We start from the raw sequence: 26,656 nt of genomic DNA on the forward strand, positions 1-26,656 counted from the left end.
TTCCCTGCCACCGCGGGACAAGCTGCCAACGGAGCAATCAACCAAAGGCGCTTGACGAGTCGACCTGGCGGCGGCTGATCGAGGAGCAGCGCATCCGGTACGTGAAGGTCGGCCGGCACGTCCGCAAACCCGCGAGCGCGGTCGATGAGTTCCTTGCCGCGCGCACCGTGGAGCCGATCCGGCTTCGTCGTGTCGGCCTGCGGAGGGCTGCCTGATGGCCGACAAGAAGGGCAGGCGTCGGAGGTGAGGCGGCACCTCGCTGGTACGCCGAGAAAGGGCCGGACGGCTTGGTGTTCGTGGGTGAGAAGGGCGCGCCCTTGCGCCGTACCTCGTTCGGCCGGAAGTGGCGTCGGGCCCGCACCGTCGTCGACCTTCCGGACGGCTTCCGGTTTTACGACCTTCGTCACACCGGACACACGCTCTCGACCCGTTCGGGCGCCACCCTCAAGGACACGATGGTCCGCGTCGGCCAGTCCTCCGAGAAGGCGGCGCTGATCCATCAGCACTCCGACGACGAGCGGCAACGGGACGTGGCGGCCCGGGCTCGACGACACGGTGCGCGCCGAGCGTGCGAAGCACCGTAACGACGACCCCGCGCACCACAACGAGGAGCCCACCGGCACCCAGCCGGTCCTTATGGTGCGGTTGTGGTGCGCGCCCGTTCATTGGTTTGGACAACAAAGAACCCCCGGGTCATCGACCTGGGGGTTTCACATGGAGCGGGTGACGAGAATCGAACTCGCACTCTCAGCTTGGGAAGCTGATGTTCTACCACTAAACTACACCCGCGTAAGACGCCGGTTGAGCCGGTGCCGAATGCTCGCTCACTCTACCTCATGCCCGGCCCCCGGCGTCGAAGCCGCGAGGCGCGCTCCCGTTTCGGAGGGCGGATGCGGCTGCGGGGGGCCGGAGTTGGGGCGTACGGTGGGGGCGTTGAAGTGGGTCCGGGTGAGGTCGGAGTGCCGCCTGGAGAGCCGTCCCTTTCATCCCGTAATGTGGCTTTCGTTGTCAGGGCATCAGCCTGACGCAGCTCTTGGGGAAGGGACTCTGGGACTTGATGGAGCGCACCGTCGTCCGATGTGCCGAGGGGCACGTGTTCAGCACCGCTTCGTTCCCGATGCAGCAGGCCGAGCGGCTCGGCCCCGGCCGGCTGCTCCGGTGTCCGCGGTGTGCCCGGCTCCGCAGTGTGGTGCCGGTCGCCTTGGAGAAAGCATTGACGGAGCAGTAGTCAGTAGTGGCGGGCGCAGTCGCTACAGCGTCGTGGCGGAGGCGTCGTAGCAGCGACGGAAACGCTGTGGCGTCGTAGTGGTGAATGAGCAGTACGGGCGCGCGGTGTCGTCACGATTGTGGTGGCCCCGCGCGCCTTGCGTATCCTCAGGGCGTGCTTCTCTCTGACAAGGACATCCGGGCCGAGATCGACGCCGGGCGGGTCCGGATCGATCCCTACGACGAATCCATGGTGCAGCCGTCGAGCATCGACGTGCGGCTCGACCGCTACTTCCGGGTGTTCGAGAACCACCGCTACCCCCACATCGACCCATCGGTCGAGCAGGCGGACCTCACGCGGCTCGTCGAGCCCGAGGGCGACGAGCCGTTCATCCTCCATCCCGGAGAGTTCGTCCTCGCCAGTACGTACGAGGTCATCTCGCTGCCCGACGATCTCGCCTCGCGGCTCGAAGGCAAGAGTTCGCTGGGACGGCTGGGGCTGGTCACCCACTCCACGGCCGGGTTCATCGACCCCGGGTTCTCCGGGCACGTCACCCTTGAGCTGTCCAACCTCGCGACGCTGCCGATCAAGCTGTGGCCCGGGATGAAGATCGGGCAGCTGTGCATGTTCCGGCTCAGCTCGCCGGCCGAGTTCCCGTACGGCAGTGACCGGTACGGCTCCCGTTACCAGGGCCAGCGCGGGCCGACCGCCTCGCGGTCCTTCCTGAAGTTCCACCGCACCCAGGTCTGAGGCGATGAGCATGGCTCCCGTGCGCGAGAACCTCAGTTACGAAGGGTTCGGCGTCGCCGTACGCGAACTCGCCCAGACCATCGCCGACGACGGGTACGAGCCGGACATCGTGCTCTCCATCGCCCGCGGCGGCGTCTTCGTCGCGGGCGGGCTCGCCTACGCCCTCGACTGCAAGAACATCCACCTTGTGAACGTCGAGTTCTATACGGGGGTGGGGACGACGTTGGAGATGCCGGTCATGCTCGCTCCCGTCCCCAACGCGATCGACTTCTCCGACAAGAAGGTCCTGATCACCGACGACGTCGCCGACACGGGCAAGACGCTCAAGCTCGTGCACGACTTCTGCCTCGACCAGGTCGCCGAGGTCCGCAGCGCCGTGATCTACGAGAAGACCCAGTCGCTCGTGAAATGCGAGTACGTGTGGAAACGGACCGATGAGTGGATCAACTTCCCGTGGAGTGTTCTGCCTCCAGTGCAAAGGTCGGGGGAAGCGGCCAAGCCGAACAAGGAAGCGCTCTGACCTGCGGTTGCTTCGTAGATCAGAGATCAGAGAGAGCCCCTCGAAGATCGTCGAGGGGCTCTCGCGCTGTTCGGGCTCCTGGTGACCTTCTGATCCGTAGCTCTACAGAAACCGGGCACTGACCGTCATTGCTGTCGCGTCATGGTCTCCGAAGGGCGTTGCGGGACGTGATCGGTTGCCGTGGTTGCTGTACTTCGTGGCTGTACCGCATCTCGCGAAGAGGGAGCGCCAAAGGTTGGACACGAAGCCCGTCTGTGCCTCAGCCGACGGCGGGCTCGCCGACTGAGCGGGCGCGCAACGCGCCGTGCGCTCATCTCGGCGTCTCGTAGCCACAGCTCACCTCTGTATCGCCGGCTGACGCCGAGGGTGCCACCGTCGAGAGCTGCACCGACCTAGTTCGGCGATCACGCCCCCCTGAGCCAGTCGCGGCCGTGACGTGACAATGGTCGGGTGAAAGAAGAGTCGCCCGCACCAACGCCCGTCATCCTCGGCATAGACGACCTCCGGCCGCTGCCCTGGACCACGCGGATCGCGCGCAGCAGCGGCGAAGGTATCAAGCTCCTGCAAGAACACCGCGACAGCTTCATCGACGAACTCTGGCTCGACCACGACCTCGGCGGTGACGACAGCATCCTGCCCGTGGTTACCCTCATGGAGGAAGCCGCTTTCAACGGGCGGCCCTTCCGAATCGGCACGGTCTTCGTACACAGCGCCAACCCCATTGGCGCCGAGACCGTCGTCCGGTCACTCACACGCTGGGACTACCAGGTCCGGCGGGCAACGGTCTAGGAATCTGATTTCGAGGTCTGGCCTCATCCTTGTCAGGTCAATCATCGCGAGCTCTCGACACTGAACCTCGGCCGTCCTGCGGCGTGGAAGTGGCCCCCAGAGGCCGCCCCGAGCCGCCTTCGTCCGTTGGTGTCGGTGTCGGTCGCTGGTGTCAGACATCAGTGGGGCGCTTGACGGTCGCCTAGGTAGGGAGTACCGGCTCAAGCGAAGGCACTCGGCGCTCCCCGCCATGACGGCCGGCCGCCGCGGTTCCGGCCCCGTCGTAATCCTCCAGACCCGCGGGACTTCGTCCGTCCACGATCGGCGCATCCCGCAGGGTGGTTATGTCCCCGCCTCAAGGGCACACGACCAGTAAGACTCCGCGGAGGTACCGAGATGAGTGCCGGAGAAAAAGCCAAGGCAAAGGCCGAACAGGTCGTCGGAAAGACCGTGCGGAAGGCGGCCCACGCGGTCCACAAAGAAACCCTCGAAGCGAAAGGCGCCGCACTGGAAGCACGGGGCATGATGCGGGGCGCGAGAGAGCGGACCAAGGACTCGTTCAAGAAATGACACGGTCATGACATTGGTGCCGTCGTCGTGTGGCTCCGGAATCGTGGGCGTTTCAGCAGGGCACGGCACCAGGCTGCCTCCCCGAGCGTCGAGACCCTGGAGGATTTCCTGTCCCTCCCGCTTGAACGCCAGCAAGCGTTGATCCTCACAGCCTTTCGCGATCTTGATTCACCCCGCCGGGAGAGGTGCGCGCAAGTTCGACCCGAGCTTGCGCGCACCCGTCTGGCGCTGACCGCCACCTGATTCGTCGATCACTGCCCCTGGACGCGAGGCTGGGCTCCTGCCGGCCTCGCGTTCGTCGTGTTCCACTTCGGCTATCGCGCTGACCTGTGTGTATGAGGCTTTGGCGACCACCCTCATTCAGTCAACGACGCCTGGAGCGTGCTGCCTCCGGTGCGTAAGGCCGGCGAGCCGATCACTCCGTCGAAGGACGCGCTCTGACCTGAGGATGGGCCGTGCCCGCTCTGCGCGCCTCCGGGGCGGGGTGGTTGTTGAGCCGTACACCTGTGCTGCTTTGATCAGGGCGTGAGGCGTACTGATGATGTGACCGGCGGTAGAGCGGGGCCGGGGAGCCTGGCCGTCGTTTTCGGCGGCGCTTCCGTCGTGTGCTGGTTCTGCTGCCCCTTCTGGATGATCGTGTGGCCGCTTGCCCTGCCCATCGGTCTCATAGGCGTTGTCCGGGGATTCATCGAGTACCGAGCCGCCTCCCGTCGGGGCGTCAGCCGTGCCCAGCCCTTGATCGGTTTGGCGCTCGCGACGGTGGGGACGGCGGCGGCAGTCGCGTACCTGATCTTTGTCTTCACGCATCCGGACCTGCCGATTCAGGGGTAGGTCGGTGGAGTCTCCATCACCGAGTCGGTTCGGCAGGATGAGCGGTCATGAGGGTCCGGCGTTCAGCGTCGAAGTTCGCGCCTGCGGGTACCGGAACATGCGAGAGCGCGAGAGGGGCTCCCGGCGGTGTGCCGGGAGCCCCTCTCAGGCGTGTGGGTTCCTGGGTGCGGGGAGCGCGGGGGCTTCTAGAACGTGCCCAGTTTGATGATCGACAGGATGGCGATCAGCTGAATGGATGACGCGGCGAGGGCCTTGGGCCACGGGAGGTCGTGGGACTTGCCGACCATCAGGGTCAGCAGGGCGCCCGCGGCGACCCAGGTGATCCAGCCCAGGAGCTTGACGAAGGACGCGTCGCCGCCGAGGAACATCGCGAAGAGCAGCCGCGGGGTGTCCGTGATGGACATGATCAGCATGGAGAGGCCGACCGTGGGCTGCCAGGCGCCGTCGCCGCCGAGCTGGCGGGCCAGGGTGTGGGTGACCACGCCCAGGACGAACGTGCTGAGGACGAGGGCGACGGCGGTCGTCAGGACGATCGGGACGGCGTTGGAGAGGGTCGCGCTGATGGCGTCCTGGCGGGCGCCGTCGAAGCCGAAGACCGCCAGCAGGCCGTAGAGGAACGTCACGATCAGGGCCGGGGCCCACATCGTGTAGTCGCGCATCTGGAGGAAGGTCCGGTTAGGGGCCGTCACTATGCCCTTGAGCAGGTCCTTCCAGTGCAGCCGGGGGCCGACCGGCGGAGCGGCCGCCTGGCCCGCGCGGTAGGTCTCGCCCTGGTTGTACGGGTCCTCGCCGATCGAGAAGGCCTGGGTGTGGCCGGGGCTGTTCGCGGCGTACGGGTCCGGGCCCTGCTGAGGATGACCGTCGCCGAAGTACTCCGGCTCGCCCTGTCCGCCGCCTTGTCCGCCACTCTGGGGCCAGCCATCCTGCTGTCCGCCGCGGTAGGGCTGGCCGCCCTGTCCGCCGTACGGCTGCTGTCCCCCGTACTGCGCCTGCGGCGGCGCGGGCGGATAGCCGTACGGCTGTTGCCCGCCTCCCTGGGGGGACTGCTGCCCGCGTCCCTGGGGGGCCTGTCCGTACGACGGTTGTTGTTGCGGTCGCGCTTGCGGGGCACGGTTGTCCCGTCCGCCGCGTCCGATCCTGAATCCAGCCACGTTATCGAACGTACCTGGTCCCGAAGAGTGACGTGCCCGGCCCGGGGCAACGGGCCCGCCATTGGGGCCGAGCTGTGACATCCCCTAAGGGGCACTCCGGGTGGCCCCTACGGGAGCGAACTTGTGAGCGAACTGGGGGCGGGCGAGACCCCGGACCAGCAGCTGAGGGGGGCACGCCGGGCCCGCGAGCGGTACGGGCCCGGCGTGCGGGAGGAAGGGGCCGCCCGGGGGCACGGACGGCCTCTTCGAGGCGAGCGGCGGTCGGTCAGTCGGCGAAGATGGCGCCGAACTGCGGGGTGCCCGACGTCGAGACGCCCGACGTGCTCGGCGAGAGGTAACGGGAGCCGGTCGTGGTGATCACGCTGCCGTTGGAGGGCAGGTAGGTGACCTGGCCGTCGCCACCGTTCTCGTACGAGCCGACGAGCAGGTCGGCCTTGCCGTCACCGGTGACGTCGTCGAGCTTGACGTCCGCGCCGAACAGGTCGTTCTTCTCGTCGTTGCCGGGGACGCCAGCCGTGTTCTGCGCGAACGCCTGGACGCCGGAGGAGACCTTGACGCCGGCCGCGGAGCCGTACAGGACGGTGACCATGCCGGTGTTGGAGACGCCGTCGATGTCCTCGTTCGGGGCCGAGACGACCAGGTCCTGGTAGCCGTCGCCGTTGACGTCGCCCAAATCCAGCTCCCAGCCGAAGTCGTCGCCCTTCTCCGAGTTGCCGGGGACGCTGCCGGTGTTCTGGGTGATCCCGGACGTGCCGGCCGGGCCGGAGGCGGAGCCGTAGGTGATGTTCACCTTGCCGCCGTCGGCGGCGTCCGGGATCGCCAGGCCATCGTCCGTGGTGGCGTCCCAGCCCGCGCCGCTGACGATGTCGCCGAAGCCGTCGCCGTTGATGTCACCGATGCCGGTGATCACGCCGGCCTTGAGGGCCCGAGCGGAAGCGACGCTCAGACCGCTCGCCGTGCCGGGCACGAAGTAGTTGGTGTTCCAGCCGGACGCGGTCCGCGTCTCGAAGCCGTCGACGATCAGGTCGGTCCTGCCGTCGCCGTTGACATCGCCCGCGGTCAGGCTGAGCGGGCCGAAGGGCCTGTCGTTGGTGCCCGACTGGATCGGGGGCTTGATCGTCGTACGGCCGCCGGGGGCGCCGGCCGTGCTGAAGCCGCCCTTGTAGACGTAGATCGTGCTCGACGAGCTGCCGACGGCCAGGTCGGCCTTTCCGTCGCCGTCGAAGTCGCCGGCGGCCAGGTCCTTGCCCCAGAAGTCGTGCGAGGAGGGGGCCGGGTCCGGGACGTCGGCGCTCTTGCCGGTGAGGCCGTTCGCGGAGCCCCAGAGGATGGCGAGGCCGCCGCCGTTGGTGTCGGTGCCGACCTTCTCCCACGGGGAGGCGACGGCGAGGTCGTCGTATCCGTCGCCGTTGAAGTCGGCGTACGCCGTCTCGCCGCCGAAGCCGTCCCCGGCCTCGGCGGTGCCGGGGACACCGGTGGTGTTCTGGCTGATCGTGGAGCGCTTGGCGGACGATACGCCGGTGGCCGTGCCGTAGAGGGCGACGATCTGGCCGGCGCCCGCGTGGCCGCTGACGTAGGCACCGTGCGCCGAGACGGCCACGTCGCCGATGTGGTCGCCGTTGAAGTCGGCCTGCGGGACCGTGGCGGAGTCCGCGGCAGTGGCGGTCGCTGCCGAGAAGGTGAGCAGACCGCCCGTCAGGGCGGCAGCCGTTGCCGTCGCGAGGGCGATTCGCACGTGGTGCGGGTGACGCTTGGGCATGCGGGATTCTCCTGCGGCATGCGGGGATGCTGGGCGCGCGTCCCCTGTCGATGGGGCCGTCCGTCTGTGTTTGCCTGGAGTTGTGCGGCAGTTCACCGACCGGTCGGTGAACAGGAGACCGCTGATAGTGGTTGAGGGTTGTACGAGAGTTCGGTAATTTTTTTGCGCCCACTGCGCCCACTGCGCCCGCCGGGCCTACTGCGCCCGCCCGGTCCGTCCCCCGTGAAGTCGGCGACGCCCAGACGCGGGTGGTGCCCCTCGGCGGGCGGCTTCACGGTCGCCGCTCCGGTCGCGGCGATTCCGGACGTAGGGCCCGGGAGGACGCGCAACCCCGGTCCGCCGAAGACGAGTTAGTTCAGTCCGTCGCCGTTCGAGCGAGCAGGAGGCGACAGCCGAGGGCTGTCGTCGTACGTCCTCCGTGTGTGCGCCCGCGCATCGATAACCTCGCCCGCCCCGTGGAGAGCAGTGAGCCGTGAGCCGTGAGCAGTGAGCAGTGATGCGGGCGTTCGGGATACGACGACACCCCCGTGCTCCGGAGAGCGCGGGGGTGTCGGTCGTACCGATCGGGTCAGGCCGGTCGGCCGTGCCCGAAAGCCGGGTCAGGCGGCTGTGTCGGACCGTCGCGTCAGCAGTCGTTCCTGCAGTCGTGCCAGTAGTCGTGTCCGGCAGTCCTGTCGGGCGGTGGGAACGGTCGGGGTCGGCTACTTCACCGGCTCCGGCTCCGGCTCGCTCTCCGACTCGGCCGCGCCCGCCGGGGGCTCTTCCTCGACCGGGGTGCGGACGGAGTCGAGGAGAAGCTGGGCGACGTCGACGACCTGGACGGACTCCTTGGCCTTGCCCTCGTTCTTCTTGCCGTTGACCGAGTCGGTCAGCATGACGAGGCAGAACGGGCAGGCGGTGGAGACGATGTCCGGGTTCAGCGACAGAGCCTCGTCGACACGCTCGTTGTTGATGCGCTTGCCGATCCGCTCCTCCATCCACATCCGCGCGCCACCGGCGCCGCAGCAGAAGCCGCGTTCCTTGTGGCGGTGCATCTCCTGCTGGCGCAGGCCCGGGACGGCGGACATGATCTCGCGCGGGGGCGTGTAGATCTTGTTGTGGCGGCCCAGGTAGCAGGGGTCGTGGTAGGTGATGAGCCCTTCCACCGGGGTCACCGGGAGCAGCTTGCCCTCGTCGATGAGGTGCTGGAGCAGCTGGGTGTGGTGGATGACCTCGTAGTCGCCGCCGAGCTGCGGGTACTCGTTGCCGATCGTGTTGAGGCAGTGCGGGCAGGTGGCGACGATCTTCTTCGCCGACTTCGGCTTCTTGGTCGACTCGTCCTCGTCGTCCTCGCCGAACGCCATGTTCAGCGCGGCGACGTTCTCCATGCCGAGTTCCTGGAACAGGGGCTCGTTGCCGAGGCGGCGGGCGGAGTCACCGGTGCACTTCTCGTCGCCGCCCATGATCGCGAACTTGACGCCCGCCATGTGCAGCAGCTCGGCGAAGGCCTTGGTCGTCTTCTTGGCGCGGTCTTCCAGAGCGCCCGCGCAGCCGACCCAGTACAGGTACTCGACCTCGCTGAGGTCCTCGATGTCGCGGCCGACGACGGGGATCTCGAAGTCGACCTCCTTGGTCCACTCAAGGCGCTGCTTCTTGGCCAGCCCCCAGGGGTTGCCCTTCTTCTCCAGGTTCTTGAGCATCGTGCCCGCCTCGGACGGGAACGCGCTCTCGATCATCACCTGGTAGCGGCGCATGTCGACGATGTGGTCGATGTGCTCGATGTCGACCGGGCACTGCTCGACGCAGGCGCCGCAGGTGGTGCAGGACCACAGGACGTCCGGGTCGATGACGCCGTTCTCCTCGGCGGTGCCGATGAGGGGGCGCTCGGCCTCGGCGAGGGCGGCCGCGGGGACGTCCTTGAGCTGCTCCTCGGACGCCTTCTCCTCGCCCTCCATGTTCTTGCCGCCGCCGGCCAGCAGGTACGGGGCCTTGGCGTGCGCGTGGTCGCGCAGCGACATGATGAGGAGCTTGGGGGAGAGCGGCTTGCCGGTGTTCCAGGCGGGGCACTGCGACTGGCAGCGGCCGCACTCGGTGCAGGTGGAGAAGTCGAGCAGGCCCTTCCAGGAGAACTGCTCGACCTGGGAGACGCCGAAGACGTCGTCCTCACCGGGGTCGGTGAAGTCGATGGCCTTGCCGCCGCTGGTCATCGGGAGCAGCCCGCCGAGGGCGGTCTCACCCTTGGCGTCGCGCTTGAACCAGATGTTGGGGAAGGCGAGGAAGCGGTGCCAGGCCACACCCATGTTGGTGTTGAGGCCGACCGTGATCGCCCAGCCCATGGTGACGCCGAGCTTGATCATGGCGGTCAGGTAGACCAGGTTCTGCAGCGTTCCGAGGCTCAGGCCCTTGAAGGCGGCGACCAGGGGGTACGAGGCCCAGTACGCGGCCTCGTAGTGGTCGACACCGTGGAGCGCGCCTTCCAGGCCGCGCAGGGTCATGATCGCGAGGCCGATGGCGAGGATCACGGCCTCGACGAAGTACGCCTGGCCCGTCTTGGAGCCGGCGAAGCGCGACTTGCGGCCCGGCTTGGACGGCCGGTTCAGCTGGCGCACCGCGATCAGCACGAGGATGCCGAGCGTCGTGAACAGCGCGATGAACTCGGTGTACAGCTCGTACGGGAGCCAGCCGCCGAGCACCGGCAGCGTCCAGTCGGCCTTGAACAGCTGGCCGTAGGCCGTGACGATCGTCAGGCCCAGGGTCAGGAAGCCGACGGCCACGAACCAGTGCGCGACGCCGATGATCCCCCACCGGTTCATGCGGGTGTGGCCGACGAATTCCTTGGCCAGCGTGACGCTGCGGGCCTTCCAGTCGTCGGTGCGGCTGCCGGCGGGTACGGGCTGGCCGAGCTTGATGAACCGGTAGATCTGCGCGACGGCCCGCGCGATCAGCGCAACGCCGACCACGGTCAGGACCAGCGACACAATGATCGCGGCGAGTTGCATTCGGGGGCTCCTCGGGCCTGCGAGGTGTTGCTTCGAGCGTGACCTCGAAGGTGATTACTAAGCGGTAACTTATGCAGTCCGTTTGAGACTACCCACTTCCTCCGCCGCACTGTAGTCAGAGGTGCGGTGATCTGCGTCGCTGAGGGAAGCCTGAGTGGCCGCGCGGGGGGTGGGCAGAAGGGCCGGTTCGCCCGGGGGCGACAGGACACGTAAACCCGATCGTGTTATTCACCCAATACTGTGACAATTACCCCTAAATTGGCGACGTGCTGTACGGAATCACGGCCGCCATCGCCGCTCTGCTCCTGACCGCCGCGCTCGCCGCGCTGCTGCGGTCGTTCTCCCTGCGCTTCGGCGCGGTCGACGGGACGGGGCTTCCCGCGCGCCGGGCGAGACCGCGAGCGCCCGGCAGAGGGCGGCCGGTTTCCCCGCGGCCGGTCTCCCTGCTCGGCGGGGTGGCCGTGGTGTGCGGGACGGCGCTCGTCGGCTGGGCCGGGGACTGGACCGGCGCCGCCCCGCTCGGGCCGGAGGCCGGACGGCTGCTGGTCGCCGGGATCGTGGTCGCCCTCCTCGGCCTGGCCGCCGATCTGCTGCCCGTGCCCCCGTCGGTGTGCGTGGCCGGTGTCGCCGTCGCCGCCGCGCTGACCGTCCCCTACGGCGAACTCGGCATGCCGGCCGGGGTGCTGGCCGTGGCCTGGATCGTCTTCGTCACGCAGGCCTTCCGCTCGCTCGACCACGCCGACGGGGTGATGGGGACGGTCGCCGTCATCACCGCGTTCGCGCTCAGCGGGTGCGCGGCCGCCGAGGTCATGGACGGACTCGCGGCGCTGCTCAGCGTGCTGGCCGCCGCCCTCACCGGCTTCCTGATGCACGGATGGCCGCCCGCCCGGATCGCACCCGGGCGGTGCGGGTCGCTGTTCGCCGGGTTCGTGCTGGCCTCGGCGGTCGTCCAAGTGCACGCGGAGGGGCCCGCCGGGCCCGGGTTCGGCGCCGGATTCGCCCTGACGGCCGTGGCCAGTGCCGACGCCGTCCTGGTCCTCGTGTCGCGGCGGCGGGCGGGGCGGCCGCTGCTGCGCCCGGCGCCGGACCATCTGGTGCACCGGCTGCGGCGGGCGGGGCTGACCCGGCAGGGGGTCCTGGTCGTGACGGGGCTCGCCGCGTTCGCGGGTGCGCTGGTGGGACTGCTCATCGATCTCGGGTGGCTGGGGGCGGGAGCCGCGTGGTGGCCGGCCGGCGCCGTGGCGGTGGTCGCCGTCGTGGCGGCCGTACGTCCGGGACCCTGCCCGCGCCGCCCCCATCCGCATGCGATCCCCGCCCCCGGGGGACCCGTCCCGAGAACGTCGGGTCGGCCGGGACGGCCTCGTCCGGCGGCTCCGGGTGCGGTGAAGGTTCACTGACTCTGCGAGAAACCACCAGGTCAGCAGCCCCATGCGTGTAAGGAGCGGATAAGAGTTGAGCCCCCGCGACTCAGGTCTGTTGACCGGGAGGCGGACGTCGTGCACACTTGAGTCCGTTCCACTCAAGTCATTGTTGGAGGAATTGAAATGGCACGTGCGGTCGGCATCGACCTGGGCACGACTAACTCAGTCGTCAGCGTTCTGGAGGGCGGCGAGCCCACCGTCATCACCAACGCCGAAGGCGCCAGGACCACGCCGTCCGTCGTCGCCTTCGCGAAGAACGGTGAGGTGCTCGTCGGCGAGGTCGCCAAGCGCCAGGCGGTCACGAACGTGGACCGGACCATCCGTTCGGTGAAGCGTCACATGGGCACGGACTGGAAGATCGAGCTCGACGGGAAGAGCTTCAACCCGCAGCAGATGAGCGCCTTCATCCTGCAGAAGCTGAAGCGCGACGCGGAGGCGTACCTGGGCGAGAAGGTGGCCGACGCGGTCATCACCGTCCCGGCGTACTTCAACGACTCCGAGCGTCAGGCGACGAAGGAAGCCGGCGAGATCGCCGGTCTCAACGTCCTTCGTATCGTCAACGAGCCCACCGCCGCGGCCCTGGCGTACGGCCTCGACAAGGACGACCAGACGATCCTCGTCTTCGACCTCGGTGGCGGCACCTTCGACGTGTCCCTCCTGGAGATCGGTGACGGCGTCGTCGAGGTGAAGGCCACCAACGGTGACAACCACCTCGGTGGTGACGACTGGGACCAGCGTGTCGTCGACTACCTGGTGCAGCAGTTCCGCTCCGGTCACGGCGTGGACCTCGCCAAGGACAAGATGGCGCTCCAGCGCCTCCGTGAGGCCGCCGAGAAGGCCAAGATCGAGCTGTCCTCGTCCACCGAGACCTCGATCAACCTGCCCTACATCACGGCGTCCGCCGAGGGCCCGCTGCACCTGGACGAGAAGCTCACGCGCGCCCAGTTCCAGCAGCTCACCGCCGACCTTCTGGAGCGCTGCAAGACGCCGTTCCACAACGTCATCAAGGACGCCGGTATCCAGCTGTCCGAGATCGACCACGTCGTTCTCGTCGGTGGCTCCACCCGTATGCCCGCCGTCGCCGAGCTCGTCAAGGAGCTGACCGGTGGCAACGAGGCCAACAAGGGTGTGAACCCGGACGAGGTCGTCGCCATCGGCGCCGCCCTCCAGGCCGGTGTCCTCAAGGGTGAGGTCAAGGACGTCCTGCTCCTCGACGTGACCCCGCTGTCCCTCGGTATCGAAACCAAGGGCGGCATCATGACGAAGCTCATCGAGCGGAACACGACGATCCCGACCAAGCGGTCCGAGATCTTCACCACCGCCGAGGACAACCAGCCGTCCGTGCAGATCCAGGTCTACCAGGGCGAGCGCGAGATCGCGGCGTACAACAAGAAGCTCGGGATGTTCGAGCTCACCGGTCTGCCGCCGGCCCCGCGCGGAGTCCCGCAGATCGAGGTCGCCTTCGACATCGACGCCAACGGCATCATGCACGTGACCGCGAAGGACCTCGGCACGGGCAAGGAGCAGAAGATGACCGTCACCGGCGGCTCCTCGCTGCCGAAGGACGAGGTCGACCGCATGCGCCAGGAGGCCGAGAAGTACGCGGAGGAGGACCACGCCCGCCGCGAGGCCGCCGAGACCCGCAACCAGGGCGAGCAGCTCGTCTACCAGACGGAGAAGTTCCTCAAGGACAACGAGGACAAGGTCCCCGGTGACGTCAAGACCGAGGTCGAGGCGTCCGTCGAGGAGCTGAAGGCCGCGCTCAAGGGCGAGGACAGCGCCGAGATCCGCACCGCCACCGAGAAGGTCGCCGCGGTCTCGCAGAAGCTGGGCCAGGCCATGTACGCCGACGCCCAGGCCGCGCAGGCCGCGGGCGGCGACGCCCACGGCGCCGAGGCCCCGAAGGCCGACGACGATGTCGTCGACGCCGAGATCGTCGACGAGGACCGCCGGGACGGTGCCGCGTGACGGAGGAGACCCCGGGCTACGAAGAGCAGCCCGACGTCCCTTCCGGCGCCACCTCTGACGACGCCGAGCCGCAGTCCGCCACCCCCTCTGCGGAGGGGGCGGCGGCCCCGGACGGGGACGCAGCAGCACAGTTGGTCGGTCTGACGGCCCAGCTGGACCAGGCGCGCATGGCACTGACCGAGCGCACCGCGGACCTCCAGCGGCTCCAGGCCGAGTTCCAGAACTACCGCCGCCGGGTCGAGCGCGACCGGATCGCGGTCAGGGAGGTCGCCGTCGCGAGCCTCCTGACCGAGCTCCTGCCCGTACTCGACGACATCGGCCGCGCGCGGGATCACGGCGAGCTCGTCGGCGGATTCAAGTCCGTCGCCGAATCCCTCGAGACCGTCGCGGCGAAGATGGGGCTCCAGCAGTTCGGCAAGGAGGGCGAGCCCTTCGACCCGACGATCCACGAGGCCCTGATGCATTCGTACGCGCCGGACGTCACAGAGACGACGTGCGTGGCGATTCTGCAGCCGGGGTATCGCTTCGGCGAGCGCACCATCCGCCCCGCGCGGGTGGCTGTCGCCGAGCCGCAGCCCGGGGCGCAGACGGTCAAGGCCGAGGAGTCGGCCGAGGCGGCCGATGACAAGGAGAGCGGTGGCCCGGACGAGGGCTGAGCTTGAACGGACGAGGAAGGAGGGACGTCGAGGATGAGCACCAAGGACTTCATCGAGAAGGACTTCTACAAGGTCCTCGGCGTCCCCAAGGACGCCACCGAGGCCGAGATCAAGAAGGCGTACCGGAAGCTCGCCCGCGAGTTCCACCCGGACGCCAACAAGGGCAACGCCAAGGCCGAGGAGCGCTTCAAGGAGATCTCCGAGGCGAACGACGTGCTCGGCGACCCCAAGAAGCGCAAGGAGTACGACGAGGCACGCGCCCTCTTCGGCAACGGTGGCTTCCGGCCGGGTCCCGGCGCGGGCGGCGGCAACTTCAACTTCGACCTGGGTGACCTCTTCGGAGGCGGCGCCCAGGGCCAGGGAGCGGGAGGAGCCGGCGGCTTCGGCGGCGGTATCGGTGACGTCTTCGGGGGCCTGTTCAACCGCGGGGGCGCCACCACGGGCACCCGTACACAGCCCCGGCGCGGCCAGGACATCGACACCGAGGTCACGCTCTCCTTCACGGAGGCGGTGGACGGCGCGACCGTTCCGCTGCGCATGACCTCGCAGGCGCCCTGCAAGGCCTGTTCGGGCACCGGCGACGCGAACGGCACACCGCGCGTGTGCCCGACCTGCGTCGGTACCGGCCAGGTCGCCCGCGGTTCGGGCGGTGGCTTCTCGCTCACCGACCCGTGCCCGGACTGCAAGGGCCGCGGACTGATCTCGGAGAACCCCTGTGAGATCTGCAAGGGCAGCGGCCGTGCCAAGTCGTCCCGGACCATGCAGGTCCGGATCCCCGCGGGCGTCAGCGACAACCAGCGGATCCGGCTGCGCGGCAAGGGCGCGCCCGGCGAGCGGGGCGGCCCGTCCGGCGACCTGTACGTCACGGTCCATGTGGACGCCCACCCGGTCTTCGGCCGCAAGGACGACAACCTCACCGTCACCGTGCCCGTCACCTTCGCGGAGGCGGCACTGGGCGGCGAGGTGAAGGTGCCGACGCTGGGCGGCCCCCCGGTGACCCTGAAGCTGCCGCCGGGAACCCCCAACGGACGCACCATGCGCGCCCGGGGCAGGGGCGCGGTCCGCAAGGACGGCACGCGGGGCGATCTCCTGGTCACCGTCGAAGTGACGGTTCCCCAGGACCTGTCCGGCAAGGCTCGTGACGCGCTGGAGGCGTATCGCGAGGCGACCGCGGGTGAGGATCCGCGGGCGGAGCTGTTCCAGGCCGCGAAGGGAGCATGACGGAGCCATGGACACGACCGGTCGTCGACGCAACCCGTATGAACTGACCGAGGAGACTCCGGTCTACGTCATCTCGGTGGCGGCCCAGCTCTCCGGACTGCACCCGCAGACACTGCGTCAGTACGACCGGCTCGGTCTGGTCTCTCCCGACCGCACGGCGGGCCGGGGCCGCCGCTACTCGGCCCGCGACATCGAGCTGCTGCGCACCGTTCAGCAGCTGTCGCAGGACGAGGGCATCAACCTGGCCGGCATCAAGCGCATCATCGAGCTGGAGAACCAGGTGGCCGCGCTCCAGTCCCGTGTAGTGGAGCTGGAGTCGGCCCTCGACGGCGCCGCGGCGGCCATGCAGCAGCGCGAGGCCGCCGTGCACGCCTCCTACCGACGGGACCTGGTCCCGTACCAGGAGGTCCAGCAGACCAGCGCGCTGGTGGTGTGGCGTCCCAAGCGATCGGCCGAGTAGAAGCCGGTCGGCCGAGCAGAACGCGGTCGCCCGGGCAGGACCCGGACACCCGAAGGGGCCCGGAGGTCATCGACCTCCGGGCCCCTTCGCGCGTTCACGGCGCGGGGACCGCGTCACCGGCACCGGGCGCCGATTCGGTGCCGTCGCGGCAGACGGCCGTCACCCGGTGGTACCAGCCGCCATCTGGCCGTACCAGCCGTCACCCCCTAGTAGTAGGTGAGGCCATGGCGGCTCGGCCGTGGCGTCGCGGTACGAGACCCGGCGGTGCCGTCGACCCTGCTGGAAGAGCCGTTTTCGGACGTCGCCGGGACACCCCGTACGAGGTGGCTCTCCCCGCGACCGGGCTCCAGCCGTTCCGCAGTCCGCCTTCCAGGAGGAGTCCGTGACGGCGTGGCCCTGGGGAACGGCGGGCGCCTTCCGGTCGGTGGTGGTCACCGCGCGGCCCGTCGTGCCCGCGGACCCGTTGGCCGCCTGGAGTGGGCGCGCACCTCGTATTACTAGGTATCGCCGGTCACCGGGAGGGGCGCGTCGGTGCACGAGGTGGCGGTCGTGGTGGTCCGTCGCGCGCGGTGGTGCAGCCCTTGCGGCGACGGAAGACGTGCTGTCCCGCTGAGTCCGTCCCCTGGTGCTTGGACCGGGCGACCTCGGCCCTGCCCGTGGCGGTGTCGTGCGACGCCGAAGAACCCGTGGGCACAAGTGGCTTGATCTGATCGATGCCGCCGGAAGTGACGGGTTTGCAGGTTGAAGTGGCGTTTTGCCGCGGCTGTCCAGTTGGCGAAATTGATGCGCAGAATATGCCTTCCGGGCGGAATAGCGAGATTTACCGTTTTAGCTGAATGGCCGAGATGTTCTTCCAGAGGTCCGCGGGGCCGACGTGGATGCGCCAGAGCCCTGGTTTCTGGTCGGCGGTGGAGTAGCGGTCCGCCTTTTTCGGTGCGCCCGAGAGTGTGGTGTTCGCATGGAACTGCCGCTTATGGGCGCGCGATGTGCGGTTGGTCACTGTGGAGGCGGCTGTGCCGGCCGCGGTGAGCGGCCCGACCGCGGTGGTGAACGCGAGGGCCGAGGAGGGGGGTGCCCTTCGCGCCGGTGGCTCTGTCCTGCGTTCTTTCCGGTCTGCCCGATCGTCAACGGTGGTTAAAAATCTGTTGGCGAGCACGTCCCCTGTGAACGGGAGTTGGTTGTACGAGTGAATGACAGAAGGTGAAGCTGAGGGGATTGGTCGAAGGTTGGGCGTAGTCTTTTCCCGTCGTGTTCACTTGTGGAACGCGAAACGCCGTTGCCATCTCGTTAAGTGGTTACTCCTTGACGCTGAGGTGATCGCCGCGTTGGCTTTCAGCCACCTGGGTCGCAATGCTGCAACCTCGCCCGGAAGGCACCTGATGTGAACACTCGTAACACCGGCCTCCGCCGTACCGTCATATCCCTGGCGTCGTCGTCCGCCATGGCCGTCACCCTCGCCGGCTGCGGCATGGGAGGACTCGGCGGGAGTGGCACCACGGCAAGCGCCACCAAGGGCGACGACATCAAGGTGGGCCTGCTCCTTCCGGAGAAGGAGAACTCTCGTTACGACAAGTTCGACTACCCGATCATCCGGGATCAGGTCCGCAAGCTCACCGAGAGCAAGGGCGACGTCGTCTACGCCAACGCCGAGCAGGACGCGGCCAAGCAGCTCCGCCAGCTCCAGCAGATGGTTGACGACAAGGTCGACGTCATCCTCGTGGACGCGGTGGACTCGGTGTCCATAGCGAAGGGCGTGCGCAAGGCGAAGGAGGCCGGTATCCCGGTCATCGCCTACGACCGTCTGGCGCAGGGTCCGATCGACGCGTACATCTCCTTCGACAACGAGCTGGTGGGCGAGGTCCAGGGCAAGGCTCTGGTCGGCGCGCTGGGCACCAACTCGGCCTCGAAGAAGATCATCATGATGAACGGCTCGCCGACCGACCCGAACGCGGCGCAGTTCAAGGCCGGTGCCATGTCCGAGCTCAAGGACAAGGTGATCATCGCGAGCAACTACGACACCAAGGACTGGAAGCCGGAAAACGCCAAGGCCAACATGGAGAAGTCCATCCAGGACGTCGGCCTGAGCAACATCGCCGGTGTCTACGCCGCCAACGACGGCATCGCGGGCGCGGTCATCGACGTCTTCAAGGCCGCGGGCGTCACCAAGCTGCCCCCGGTCACCGGCCAGGACTCCGAGCTCGTCGCCGTGCAGCGGATCATCAAGGGCGACCAGTTCATGAGCGTGTACAAGTCGTACCCGCAGGAGGCCAGTGCCGCCGCCGAGATGGCGGTCGCCCGGGTCCAGGGCCGCTCGATCGAGTTCGACGCGCTCACCCGCGACAAGGTCAGCAGCCCCACCAACAAGAACGTCCCGTCCCAGCTCGTGCCCGTGGTGGACCTCACCACGAGCAACGTCAGGAACACGGTCGTCCAGGACGGCATCTACACCGTCAAGGAGATCTGCACGGCGCCCTACAAGGCGGCCTGCAGCGCGCTCGGTATCAAGTAGGACGTTCGCCCGGCCGCCCGGTGACCGAGGCGGTGGGTACGGACCGCTACGGTTCCGGCCCCGGGTGCGGGTGTACGCCATGAGCGCGCACCCGCACCCCGGGCCGCTCCGTTGTCCGCCCAGGCCGACGCCCCACGCGACGGACGCGGCCCACGCCGCCCGGCGCGACGGACACCGGCAGGCCTCGGCGTCCCGGCCAGGGTGGCGGGCGGCCCGGGAGGCCCCTCAGAGGAGCTGTGCGGCCGTCTGACCGCACAACGCCGGCGCACCCCGGCCCGGTGCGCACCGGGCCTCTCCAGCTCGCCCTGGGGGCGTACGCCCCCATCCGGCATGATCGCCTCATGCCCACGATCGTGCTGATGTCCGACCCGAAGATCGCCGCGATACCCGTCGTGGACTGCGGCGAGCCGCTTCTCGACGTACGGACGACCGACCCGTTCCCCGTCGACGCACGCAGAAGTGACGACACCGGGGCGTACGCGCATCTGCGCGAAGGGGTGCTGAACCGGCTCGTGGCGGCGGCGGACCTGCTGCCGGACGGTGTACGGCTGCTGTTCGTCGAGGGCTACCGCCCGCCCTCGCTCCAGCGGCTCTACTTCGACCGGTACGCCGCCGGACTGCGCGCGGAGCACCCCGAGTGGGACGCCGGGCGCCTGCGCGACGCGGCGAGCCGCTATGTGTCCCCGCCGGAGATCGCGCCGCACAGCGCGGGCGCCGCCGTCGACCTCACTCTCGTCGACGCCGACGGCCGGGAACTGGACATGGGCACGAGCGTGAACGCGAGCCCCGAGGAGAGCGGCGGCGCCTGCTACACGGCCGCGGACGGCATCGGCGGGACGGCGCGCGCCCATCGCAGGCTGCTGGCCGGTGCGCTGACCGCCGCGGGTCTCGTCAACTATCCGACCGAGTGGTGGCACTGGTCCTACGGCGACCGCTACTGGGCGCTCGCCACGGGTGCCGCTCACGCGATCTACGGGCCGCGAGAACTTTCCGTCACGGCCGCCGACCCGTCGTAGCCTCCGCTTCCGCGTCCCGGACGCGGCCGGCGCCTCCGTACGTGCCCACTGCAAGTCCCTTAAAGGTGGCGGGAGTTGCCAATTCGGGGCCGAGACGGGGCGTGCGTCGGCGTGCTCGCGGGGGCCGTTGCGCGATGTGCCGGACGTCCGGGTGGCACCCCCTTCAGCTTGTTGCAACGAGTGCGGCGAAGATCACGATTTATGCGGATGAGAAGGGGCGAACGGACGCCCCTCGGCGACGCAGCCTTGTTGCGATGCCGGACGCGTCCGCGCATAGTTGCGCTGCGGAGGACGCCCTGACGCGGGGCTCACGCCAGGGGTTGGAGCTGGAGCCAGGGGTGGGAGATGGCCGGGCACGGGACGGACAGGCATCCGCACGGCGCTGACCGACTGTGCGATGCGGGCGACCGGGTGTACTCCCGGGCCGTGCGGCGTGGCCGAGTGCCCCGCGAGGACGCCGAGTCGGTGCCCTGCCTGCTGGAACTGGCGCTGCTGCACCCCGATCCGGACGACATGGGCTGGCTGGTGCCGACCTCGCCCCAGGAGGTCATGACCCGACTGCTGCGGGGCGTGTACGAGGAAGTCAGCGCGAGCCAGGCGCGGGTGGGCGACGCGGTGTCGGCCTTCGAGTGGTACGCGGGTCTCGGCGGCCGGGTGCGGGCGCCGGCCGAAGGGGTGGCGATCCGTGTCCTCGACGGGCTGCCGCGGATCCACGCCGCCATGGACAAGGCGACCGAGGAGTGCACCAGCGAGGTCCTGACGGTGCAGCCGGGCGGTATCCGGCGCGAGGACGAACTCGTCGAGGGCCTGCACCGGGCGCTGGAGATGCGCCGCCGCGGGGTGCGCATGCGCGATCTGTACACGCATGTAGCCCGGCACGGCCAAGGGCTGCTGAACTACATGGAGTTGATGGGCGACGCGGCGGAGGCCCGCACCCTCGACGAGGTCGTCGAACGGCTCATCCTCTTCGACCGCAAGGTCGCCTTCATCCCCGCGAACTCGGACCGCACGATCGCGCTGGAGCTGCGCCACCCGGCGCTGGTGGACTACTTGGTGACGGTCTTCGAGCGGCTGTGGCGGCTGGCGATCCCGCTGACCTCGCCGATGCCCTCGACGGGCATCGAGGGCATCACCCACCGGGAGCGGTCCATCGCGGCGTTGCTGGCCGAGGGCCACCAGGACGCGGTCGTCGCGGAACGCCTGGGCATCAGCGTGCGGACGTGCCGGGCGCACATCGCCCGGCTGTCGGAGACGCTGGGCGCGGCGAGCCGGACGCAGTTGGGCGTGCGGATCGCCCAGGCGGGACTGGACGGGCCGCAGCGGTCCCCCGAACTCGAGGCGGTCACCGTCACGGAGGCGGCGTCGGGCGCCCCCGCCGTCCCTGACCGCGGATCCCCGACCGGCCGCTGACGAAGGCGGGCCGGTCGCTGACAGGAGCGGGCCGCTCGCTGACGGGGGCGGGCCCTTCCTGGTTTCCGCCGTCCGGGGTGGCGAGTCGGCGACCTGACGGCAGTCGGCGTCACTCCGCTCCCTCGGACTGGTCCAGGAGTCCCGACTGCGCTATCAGGAAGCCGAGTTGGGCCCGGCTTCCGCTGCCGAGGGCGGAGGCCAGCTTGGCGATGTGGGCGCGGCAGGTACGGACGTTCATGCCCAGGCGGCGGGCTATGGCCTCGTCCACATGCCCCTCGATGAGCAGTTTGGCGATGGAACGCTGGACGCCGGTGATGCCGTTGGGGCCGACATCGTTCGGGACGTCCTCGGTGAGCGGGACCGCGCGCTGCCAGAGCTGTTCGAAGACCTTGCTCAGGTACAGCACCAGGCCGGGGTGGCGGAGTTCGAGGGCGACCCGCCGGTCGTCGCTGGCCGGTATGAAGGCGACGGTCCGGTCGAAGATGATCAGCCGCTCGATGAGTTCCTCAAGGGTGCGGACCTGGATCCTACCGCCGGATATGCGCTCCACATAGGCGAGCGTTCCCTGGCTGTGTCTGGCCGTGTGCTGGTACAGCGTGCGGATGCGTACCCCGCGGTCGGTGAGCGGCCTGTCGCGCTCCAGCGCCTGCATGAGGGCGTCGGCGGGGCGGCCGCCGCCCGGCTGGATCGTCAGCATCTCCGTGTGACACTCGGCGGTGGCCGAATTGAGCGCCGCGTTGATCCGGTCGAAGCCCTCAAGGACGGTGATCGCGTGGATGCTCGCCGCGCTCTGCGTGCTGATCGCGATGAACGGATCGAAGGAGTCGGTCAGTTCGATCGCCAGCCGCCGGCGTTCCTGGATCTCCCGTTCCAGGGGCTGCAGGCGCTGGGCGAGCGCGACGGACGGCGGAACCGGGCGCAGCCACTTCTCGTCGTCGGGATCGGGATGAAGCAGTGCGAACTCCAAGAGGCAAGGGGCTGTTTCCACTTCGATCCGAGTGATGCGGCCGGAGTGCAGCGCACTGGCGTAAAGGCGTGCTCCTTCGTCACACAACGTGGTGACAGCGTGGGGATGTGTCGGTTGTGAGTTCTTTGTGGTCAAATCTCCACCCCCCAGGGTCCTGAACGTGCAGGAACATGATGCATCGCTCCTGTGGCATTGACGTGCCTGAATGAGCCATCGTCTTGTGACGACGGGGGAGAAGATTCCATCAAGTGAGGACGAAGCCGACTATGCGAGCGAGATTGCTTGGTTCAGTGCTTGCCGCAGTCTTCTCTGTCGCTGTGGCGTTCGGCGCCCCGGGGGGCTCGGGTCTCGATGCCGGGGGTGCCCGGACGTGGGCCGGCCCGGACAGCGGTTGGACCAGCGTGAAGGCGACCGTGGCGGACAGCGGCTGGACCGCTGCCGAGGCGGTCCCGGGCGACAGCGGCTGGACCGACGTCGAGGCGGCGGCCCTCCCGGGGGACAGCGGCTGGACGATCATCTCCGCGGGCGCAGAAGCATGACCATTCCTCCCGACGACCGCTCCTTCCGCCGAGAAATGGCCACTGCCTACCGATCCGGCTGGCACTTCATCGACCTGGTCACCGCCATCCCCTACAGCGGCGATTCGCTGATGGTGACCGTGTTCGGGGAGCCCGTCGTCGTCACCCGCGACGACGACGAGGACGTACGGGCCTACCGGTGTCTGCGACGGCCTCGGGGGGCGCCGCAGCCCGTCAGGTGCGCCATCCGCTACGGAATGATCTTTGTGAACCTCGACCAGCGTGACCACCAGTTGACCGGACCGGACGTTCCGGACGTCCAGACCATCGCAGCCACCCCCCGCAGTGCCTGACGCGATTCCCCCGTCGTAGTAGATCGCGCAGGTACTTCCCCCCGCAGCGGCGTCACCGTGACCTGAACACGGTGACGCCGCTGCAGTTTCCGGGGAAACCTCCGGGTTTCGACCATCCCCGGCAAGGGCTGGAACCAGCCGCGGACTGCCCGGTCGCGGGCTCATCCGCGGCCCATCGCCGCCGTGAGCTCGATCTCGATCACCACGCGGTTCGGGTTCGGCGACGGCGTGCGCTCGTACCGCTCCGCGTAGCGCCGTACCGCCTCCGCGACGCGCGCCGGGTCCGTGGAGACCCGTGCCCGCCCCTCCAGCGTCGCCCAGCGCGGGCCGTCCACCTGGCAGACCGCCACGCGCGCCCCGTCCGGCCCCGCCGCGAGCACATGGCCCACCTTCGCGCTGGACTTGTTGGTGATGACCCGAGCGAGCGAGGCCTCGGGGTCGTATGTAACGCCGACGGGCACCACGTGCGGGCTGCCGTCGGGCCGGAGGGTGGTCAGGGTGCACAGATGGCGCTCGCGCCAGAAGCTCAGGTAGGTGGCGTCGGGCTGCCGCGGGTCCACCGGATAGGAAGCCATGAGGCCCGAATCTACGCCTCGTGGGTGTCCATTTCCCTCCCCTTGCAGCCTTGAGTGAAATAGACTCAACTTTGTGTACGTTGGCTGGGTCAGGGAACGGTCAGGAACGCCAGGAGGAGGAGAACGCGAAAGTGGACGCCGAGCTGACCAACAGGAGCCGGGACGCGATCAACGCGGCCAGCAACCGCGCCGTGAAGGAGGGGCACCCGGACCTCACCCCCGCCCACCTGCTGCTCGCTCTGCTGGAGGGGCAGGACAACGAGAACATCATCGATCTGCTGGCAGCCGTGGACGCCGACCAGGCCTCCGTGCGCGCCGGCACCGAGCGCGTGCTCGCCGGCCTGCCCAGCGTGACCGGCTCCACCGTCGCGCCGCCGCAGCCCAACCGCGAGGTGCTCGCCGTCATCGCCGACGCCGCCGAGCGCGCCAAGGAGCTCGGCGACGAGTTCATCTCCACCGAGCATCTGCTCATCGGGATCGCCGCGAAGGGCGGTCAGCTCGCCGACGTACTCTCCCAGCAGGGCGCCAGTGCGAAAAAGCTGCTGGACGCGTTCCAGAAGACCAGGGGAGGGCGCCGAGTGACGACCCCGGATCCCGAGGGCCAGTACAAGGCACTCGAAAAGTTCGGTACGGACTTCACCGCCGCGGCCCGTGAGGGCAAGCTCGACCCCGTCATCGGCCGGGACCACGAGATCCGCCGGGTGGTGCAGGTCCTGTCCCGCCGCACGAAGAACAACCCCGTCCTCATCGGCGAGCCCGGCGTCGGCAAGACCGCCGTCGTCGAGGGGCTCGCCCAGCGGATCGTGAAGGGCGACGTACCCGAGTCCCTCAAGAACAAGCGGCTCGTCTCGCTCGACCTCGGCGCGATGGTCGCCGGCGCGAAGTACCGGGGCGAGTTCGAGGAGCGCCTCAAGACCGTGCTCGCGGAGATCAAGGACTCCGACGGGCAGATCATCACCTTCATCGACGAGCTGCACACCGTCGTGGGCGCCGGCGCGGGCGGCGACTCCGCCATGGACGCCGGCAACATGCTCAAGCCCATGCTCGCCCGCGGTGAGCTGCGCATGGTCGGCGCCACCACCCTCGACGAGTACCGCGAGCGGATCGAGAAGGACCCGGCGCTGGAGCGGCGCTTCCAGCAGGTGCTGGTCGCCGAGCCGAGCGTCGAGGACACCATCGCCATCCTGCGCGGTCTCAAGGGCCGCTACGAGGCCCACCACAAGGTCCAGATCGCCGACAGGGCGCTGGTGGCCGCCGCGACCCTGTCCGACCGCTACATCACCTCCCGCTTCCTTCCCGACAAGGCCATCGACCTCGTCGACGAGGCGGCCTCACGGCTGCGCATGGAGATCGACTCCTCCCCGGTCGAGATCGACGAGCTCCAGCGGGTCGTCGACCGGCTGAAGATGGAGGAGCTGGCGATCGGCAAGGAGACGGACGCCGCCAGCCGGGAGCGTCTGGACAAGCTGCGCCGCGACCTCGCCGACAAGGAGGAGGAGCTGCGTGGTCTCACCGCCCGCTGGGAGAAGGAGAAGCAGTCCCTCAACCGCGTCGGTGAGCTGAAGGAGAAGCTCGACGAGCTGCGCGGCCAGGCCGAACGCGCGCAGCGCGACGGCGACTTCGACTCCGCCTCCAAGCTGCTCTACGGCGAGATCCCCACCCTGGAAAGGGACTTGGAGGAGGCCTCGCAGGCCGAGGAGGAGGTCGCCAAGGGCACCATGGTCAAGGAGGAGGTCGGGCCGGACGACATCGCGGACGTCGTCGGCGCCTGGACCGGCATCCCGGCCGGCCGTCTCCTGGAGGGCGAGACGCAGAAACTCCTGCGCATGGAGGCGGAGTTGGGCCGCCGTCTGATCGGCCAGACCGAGGCCGTGGAAGCGGTGTCCGACGCCGTGCGCCGCACGCGTGCCGGCATCGCCGACCCGGACCGGCCCACCGGCTCCTTCCTCTTCCTCGGCCCGACGGGCGTCGGCAAGACCGAACTCGCCAAGGCGCTCGCCGACTTCCTCTTCGACGACGAGCGGGCGATGATCCGCATCGACATGTCGGAGTACGGCGAGAAGCACAGCGTGGCCCGGCTGGTCGGCGCGCCGCCCGGGTACATCGGCTACGAGGAGGGCGGCCAGCTCACCGAAGCCGTACGCCGTCGCCCGTACAGCGTGATCCTGCTCGACGAGGTGGAGAAGGCGCACCCCGAGGTCTTCGACATCCTGCTCCAGGTGCTGGACGACGGGCGGCTGACGGACGGTCAGGGGCGGACGGTCGACTTCCGCAACACCATCCTGATCCTCACCTCGAACCTGGGCAGCCAGTTCCTGAGCGGACAGAGCCTCGCCGATCCGATGAGCTCCGAAGAGGAGCGGAAGCGGCAGGTCCTGGAGGTCGTCCGAGCCTCCTTCAAACCGGAGTTCCTGAACCGGCTGGACGACCTCGTCGTCTTCTCCGCGCTCGACCAGGGAGAGCTGGAGCGCATCGCCAGGCTCCAGATCGACCGCCTCGCGAAGCGGCTCGCCGAGCGCCGGCTCACCCTGGAGGTCACCGACGCGGCGCTGGCCTGGCTGGCCGAGGAGGGCAACGACCCGGCGTACGGAGCGCGCCCGCTGCGGCGCCTCGTCCAGACCGCCATCGGTGACCGGCTGGCCAAGGAGATCCTGGCGGGCGAGGTCAAGGACGGCGACACGGTCCGCGTGGACGCCTTCGGCGACGGCCTGATCGTGGGTCCGGCGACGGGCAAGACGCTGTAGCTGTAGCTGTAGCTGTAGCTGTAGCTGTAGCTGTAGCTGTAGCCGGAGCCGGAGCCGGAGCCGGAGCCGGAGCCGAGCCGGAACGGCAGGTGAAGGGCCCGTGGCGGGTGTGCCGCGGGCCCTTCACCCGTCCGGACTCGTTTCCTCGGGCGCCCGGCCCCGGCGCCCGACCAAGGCGCCCGGCTCGGGCTCCGGCACCGCTGTCGGTCATCGGCGGAACACGGCAGACCGTTCGACTCATGTTCATGCCACCGCTGCGCGGGCGACTTCCGGCGGGCCCGTGCGGACCGTCCCCGCCAGGCCC

Annotated in this window: 22 protein-coding genes, 1 tRNA gene and 2 pseudogenes; 18 read left to right on the forward strand and 7 right to left on the reverse strand. The window is 69.0% G+C overall.

Translation table 11 applies throughout. The features are described from left to right. Nucleotides 1–68: 68 nt before the first annotated feature. Together ACZ4N5_RS01955 and ACZ4N5_RS01960 are read left to right on the forward strand one after the other, a co-directional pair. Nucleotides 69–215, forward strand: a pseudogene (locus ACZ4N5_RS01955) (excisionase family DNA-binding protein); the annotation flags it as partial. Nucleotides 216–240: 25 nt separating this feature from the next. After that, nucleotides 241–582, forward strand: a pseudogene (locus tag ACZ4N5_RS01960) (tyrosine-type recombinase/integrase); the annotation flags it as partial. A gap of 133 nt (nucleotides 583–715) precedes the next feature. Here the strand turns inward: ACZ4N5_RS01960 and ACZ4N5_RS01965 are convergent. Further along, a tRNA-Gly gene (locus tag ACZ4N5_RS01965) sits at nucleotides 716–789 on the reverse strand. A 592-nt stretch (nucleotides 790–1,381) separates the two neighbouring features. On the opposite strand from ACZ4N5_RS01965, the gene dcd reads away from it, so the two are divergent. The 5 genes from dcd to ACZ4N5_RS01990 all read left to right on the forward strand — a co-directional run bounded on the left by dcd (nucleotide 1,382) and on the right by ACZ4N5_RS01990 (nucleotide 4,646). Beyond that, nucleotides 1,382–1,957 (forward strand): dCTP deaminase, encoded by a 576-nt coding sequence (dcd, locus tag ACZ4N5_RS01970; RefSeq protein ID WP_467755190.1) that lies wholly within the window; start codon nucleotides 1,382–1,384, stop codon nucleotides 1,955–1,957. A gap of 10 nt (nucleotides 1,958–1,967) precedes the next feature. Beyond that, nucleotides 1,968–2,477, forward strand: coding sequence for a phosphoribosyltransferase (locus ACZ4N5_RS01975; RefSeq protein ID WP_467755388.1), 510 nt, complete (start codon nucleotides 1,968–1,970; stop codon nucleotides 2,475–2,477). 450 nt (nucleotides 2,478–2,927) lie between these two features. Then, a complete protein-coding gene (locus ACZ4N5_RS01980) occupies nucleotides 2,928–3,266 on the forward strand; it encodes a cyclic-phosphate processing receiver domain-containing protein (RefSeq protein WP_389286876.1) in 339 nt (112 codons plus the stop codon). Between the two features lie 375 nt (nucleotides 3,267–3,641). After that, nucleotides 3,642–3,815, forward strand: a complete 174-nt coding sequence (locus ACZ4N5_RS01985; protein ID WP_467755191.1) for a hypothetical protein — start codon at nucleotides 3,642–3,644, stop codon at nucleotides 3,813–3,815. 525 nt (nucleotides 3,816–4,340) lie between these two features. Then, nucleotides 4,341–4,646 carry a hypothetical protein gene (locus tag ACZ4N5_RS01990; RefSeq protein ID WP_467755192.1) on the forward strand — a complete coding sequence of 102 codons (306 nt, stop codon included), beginning with the start codon at nucleotides 4,341–4,343 and terminating at the stop codon, nucleotides 4,644–4,646. Nucleotides 4,647–4,831: 185 nt separating this feature from the next. Here the strand turns inward: ACZ4N5_RS01990 and ACZ4N5_RS01995 are convergent, their stop codons facing one another. From ACZ4N5_RS01995 to ACZ4N5_RS02005, 3 genes are all read right to left on the reverse strand, one after another. After that, nucleotides 4,832–5,878, reverse strand: a complete 1,047-nt coding sequence (locus ACZ4N5_RS01995) for a Yip1 family protein (RefSeq protein ID WP_467755193.1) — start codon at nucleotides 5,876–5,878, stop codon at nucleotides 4,832–4,834. Nucleotides 5,879–6,062: 184 nt separating this feature from the next. Then, on the reverse strand, nucleotides 6,063–7,556 hold the full coding sequence (locus ACZ4N5_RS02000; protein ID WP_467755194.1) for an FG-GAP and VCBS repeat-containing protein: 1,494 nt from the start codon (nucleotides 7,554–7,556) through the stop codon (nucleotides 6,063–6,065). 701 nt (nucleotides 7,557–8,257) lie between these two features. Further along, complete coding sequence (locus ACZ4N5_RS02005; RefSeq protein WP_467755195.1) at nucleotides 8,258–10,534, reverse strand: (Fe-S)-binding protein; 2,277 nt, start codon at nucleotides 10,532–10,534, stop codon at nucleotides 8,258–8,260. A gap of 266 nt (nucleotides 10,535–10,800) precedes the next feature. Between ACZ4N5_RS02005 and ACZ4N5_RS02010 the strand changes: the two genes are divergently transcribed. The 5 genes from ACZ4N5_RS02010 (at nucleotide 10,801) to ACZ4N5_RS02030 (ending at nucleotide 16,260) form a co-directional block, all read left to right on the forward strand. After that, on the forward strand, nucleotides 10,801–11,931 hold the full coding sequence (locus tag ACZ4N5_RS02010) for an MraY family glycosyltransferase (protein WP_467755196.1): 1,131 nt from the start codon (nucleotides 10,801–10,803) through the stop codon (nucleotides 11,929–11,931). Nucleotides 11,932–12,078: 147 nt separating this feature from the next. After that, nucleotides 12,079–13,923, forward strand: a complete 1,845-nt coding sequence (dnaK, locus tag ACZ4N5_RS02015) for a molecular chaperone DnaK (RefSeq protein WP_467755197.1) — start codon at nucleotides 12,079–12,081, stop codon at nucleotides 13,921–13,923. Beyond that, on the forward strand, nucleotides 13,920–14,579 hold the full coding sequence (grpE, locus tag ACZ4N5_RS02020) for a nucleotide exchange factor GrpE (RefSeq protein WP_355846509.1): 660 nt from the start codon (nucleotides 13,920–13,922) through the stop codon (nucleotides 14,577–14,579). The genes dnaK and grpE overlap by 4 nt, the downstream gene beginning before the upstream one ends. 33 nt (nucleotides 14,580–14,612) lie before the next feature. After that, nucleotides 14,613–15,800, forward strand: coding sequence for a molecular chaperone DnaJ (dnaJ, locus tag ACZ4N5_RS02025; protein ID WP_467755198.1), 1,188 nt, complete (start codon nucleotides 14,613–14,615; stop codon nucleotides 15,798–15,800). Nucleotides 15,801–15,807: 7 nt separating this feature from the next. Continuing rightward, nucleotides 15,808–16,260 (forward strand): heat shock protein transcriptional repressor HspR, encoded by a 453-nt coding sequence (locus ACZ4N5_RS02030; RefSeq protein ID WP_355846503.1) that lies wholly within the window; start codon nucleotides 15,808–15,810, stop codon nucleotides 16,258–16,260. A gap of 820 nt (nucleotides 16,261–17,080) precedes the next feature. On the opposite strand, the gene ACZ4N5_RS02035 is transcribed toward ACZ4N5_RS02030, so the two are convergent. Next, complete coding sequence (locus tag ACZ4N5_RS02035) at nucleotides 17,081–17,416, reverse strand: hypothetical protein (protein ID WP_467755199.1); 336 nt, start codon at nucleotides 17,414–17,416, stop codon at nucleotides 17,081–17,083. Nucleotides 17,417–17,641: 225 nt separating this feature from the next. Between ACZ4N5_RS02035 and ACZ4N5_RS02040 the strand changes: the two genes are divergently transcribed. The 3 genes from ACZ4N5_RS02040 (at nucleotide 17,642) to ACZ4N5_RS02050 (ending at nucleotide 21,195) form a co-directional block, all read left to right on the forward strand. After that, nucleotides 17,642–18,769, forward strand: coding sequence for a sugar ABC transporter substrate-binding protein (locus ACZ4N5_RS02040; RefSeq protein WP_467755200.1), 1,128 nt, complete (start codon nucleotides 17,642–17,644; stop codon nucleotides 18,767–18,769). Nucleotides 18,770–19,110: 341 nt separating this feature from the next. Then, on the forward strand, nucleotides 19,111–19,785 hold the full coding sequence (locus tag ACZ4N5_RS02045) for a M15 family metallopeptidase (RefSeq protein ID WP_467755201.1): 675 nt from the start codon (nucleotides 19,111–19,113) through the stop codon (nucleotides 19,783–19,785). Nucleotides 19,786–20,130: 345 nt separating this feature from the next. Beyond that, nucleotides 20,131–21,195, forward strand: a complete 1,065-nt coding sequence (locus ACZ4N5_RS02050) for a helix-turn-helix transcriptional regulator (protein WP_467755202.1) — start codon at nucleotides 20,131–20,133, stop codon at nucleotides 21,193–21,195. Nucleotides 21,196–21,304: 109 nt separating this feature from the next. Here ACZ4N5_RS02050 and ACZ4N5_RS02055 read toward each other — a convergent pair whose 3' ends face one another. After that, complete coding sequence (locus ACZ4N5_RS02055; protein ID WP_467755203.1) at nucleotides 21,305–22,297, reverse strand: helix-turn-helix transcriptional regulator; 993 nt, start codon at nucleotides 22,295–22,297, stop codon at nucleotides 21,305–21,307. A gap of 266 nt (nucleotides 22,298–22,563) precedes the next feature. Between ACZ4N5_RS02055 and ACZ4N5_RS02060 the strand changes: the two genes are divergently transcribed. Both ACZ4N5_RS02060 and ACZ4N5_RS02065 read left to right on the forward strand, forming a co-directional pair. Further along, on the forward strand, nucleotides 22,564–22,701 hold the full coding sequence (locus ACZ4N5_RS02060; RefSeq protein ID WP_467755204.1) for a hypothetical protein: 138 nt from the start codon (nucleotides 22,564–22,566) through the stop codon (nucleotides 22,699–22,701). Further along, nucleotides 22,698–23,033 (forward strand): hypothetical protein, encoded by a 336-nt coding sequence (locus ACZ4N5_RS02065; protein WP_355846483.1) that lies wholly within the window; start codon nucleotides 22,698–22,700, stop codon nucleotides 23,031–23,033. The genes ACZ4N5_RS02060 and ACZ4N5_RS02065 overlap by 4 nt, the downstream gene beginning before the upstream one ends. A gap of 161 nt (nucleotides 23,034–23,194) precedes the next feature. On the opposite strand, the gene ACZ4N5_RS02070 is transcribed toward ACZ4N5_RS02065, so the two are convergent. Further along, the gene (locus ACZ4N5_RS02070; RefSeq protein ID WP_355846480.1) at nucleotides 23,195–23,608 is read right to left on the reverse strand and encodes a pyridoxamine 5'-phosphate oxidase family protein; all 414 of its coding nucleotides are present in this window, start codon (nucleotides 23,606–23,608) and stop codon (nucleotides 23,195–23,197) included. 131 nt (nucleotides 23,609–23,739) lie between these two features. On the opposite strand from ACZ4N5_RS02070, the gene clpB reads away from it, so the two are divergent. Then, on the forward strand, nucleotides 23,740–26,352 hold the full coding sequence (gene clpB, locus ACZ4N5_RS02075; protein ID WP_467755389.1) for an ATP-dependent chaperone ClpB: 2,613 nt from the start codon (nucleotides 23,740–23,742) through the stop codon (nucleotides 26,350–26,352). Nucleotides 26,353–26,656 lie beyond the last annotated feature (304 nt).

Source organism: Streptomyces sp. NPDC026500 (assembly GCF_055567635.1).

Excerpts from the sequence above, each read along its gene's own strand:
- ACZ4N5_RS01975 (WP_467755388.1), top strand. The coding sequence starts at position 1,968 with ATGGCTCCCGTGCGCGAGAACCTCAGTTACGAAGGGTTCGGCGTCGCC.
- ACZ4N5_RS01985 (WP_467755191.1), top strand. The coding sequence starts at position 3,642 with ATGAGTGCCGGAGAAAAAGCCAAGGCAAAGGCCGAACAGGTCGTCGGA.
- ACZ4N5_RS01995 (WP_467755193.1), bottom strand. The coding sequence starts at position 5,878 with ATGTCACAGCTCGGCCCCAATGGCGGGCCCGTTGCCCCGGGCCGGGCA.
- ACZ4N5_RS02000 (WP_467755194.1), bottom strand. The coding sequence starts at position 7,556 with ATGCCCAAGCGTCACCCGCACCACGTGCGAATCGCCCTCGCGACGGCA.
- ACZ4N5_RS02005 (WP_467755195.1), bottom strand. The coding sequence starts at position 10,534 with ATGCAACTCGCCGCGATCATTGTGTCGCTGGTCCTGACCGTGGTCGGC.
- dnaK (WP_467755197.1), top strand. The coding sequence starts at position 12,079 with ATGGCACGTGCGGTCGGCATCGACCTGGGCACGACTAACTCAGTCGTC.
- dnaJ (WP_467755198.1), top strand. The coding sequence starts at position 14,613 with ATGAGCACCAAGGACTTCATCGAGAAGGACTTCTACAAGGTCCTCGGC.
- ACZ4N5_RS02030 (WP_355846503.1), top strand. The coding sequence starts at position 15,808 with ATGGACACGACCGGTCGTCGACGCAACCCGTATGAACTGACCGAGGAG.
- ACZ4N5_RS02045 (WP_467755201.1), top strand. The coding sequence starts at position 19,111 with ATGCCCACGATCGTGCTGATGTCCGACCCGAAGATCGCCGCGATACCC.
- ACZ4N5_RS02050 (WP_467755202.1), top strand. The coding sequence starts at position 20,131 with ATGGCCGGGCACGGGACGGACAGGCATCCGCACGGCGCTGACCGACTG.
- ACZ4N5_RS02065 (WP_355846483.1), top strand. The coding sequence starts at position 22,698 with ATGACCATTCCTCCCGACGACCGCTCCTTCCGCCGAGAAATGGCCACT.
- ACZ4N5_RS02070 (WP_355846480.1), bottom strand. The coding sequence starts at position 23,608 with ATGGCTTCCTATCCGGTGGACCCGCGGCAGCCCGACGCCACCTACCTG.